The organism is Paraburkholderia sp. RL17-373-BIF-A, assembly GCF_046030175.1.
Taxonomy (GTDB): Bacteria; Pseudomonadota; Gammaproteobacteria; order Burkholderiales; family Burkholderiaceae; genus Paraburkholderia.
In genome coordinates, this window is sequence record NZ_JARESO010000483.1 from 1 (window position 1) to 335 (window position 335).

The window sequence follows — 335 nt, forward strand, 5'->3', positions numbered from 1 at the left end:
GCAGCTGGGCGACGCGCGTCATCAGGCTGGCGTGCTGCAGGGGCACCTCGATGCAATCCGGGCGGCCAACAGCGCGTACGCGCAGGAACTCGAGATCCTACGGCGTCAGCCGCTCACTGCGCCCGCATCACGCCCGGAAACCGGGGCGCGCCGGAGCTCGCCGCAGTCAAAAGGCACAGTCCGGAAGGCCGGGTCACCCGCTCGCAAGCGACGTGCGTCGAAGGGTTCGGCGACATGAAGAAGGCGCCTGGAAGGCGCAGGCCGGCGGTCTGCCCGCCGATCGGTACGTTGATGCAATATGGCGACCGGACGGTGCGAGTCGTCGCCGAGGCGAG

1 pseudogene is annotated in these 335 nt (G+C 69.6%); it reads left to right on the forward strand.

The features are described 5' to 3' along the window. A pseudogene (locus tag P0D80_RS51480) lies at positions 1-238 on the forward strand (DNA-binding protein); the annotation flags it as partial. Positions 239-335 lie beyond the last annotated feature (97 nt).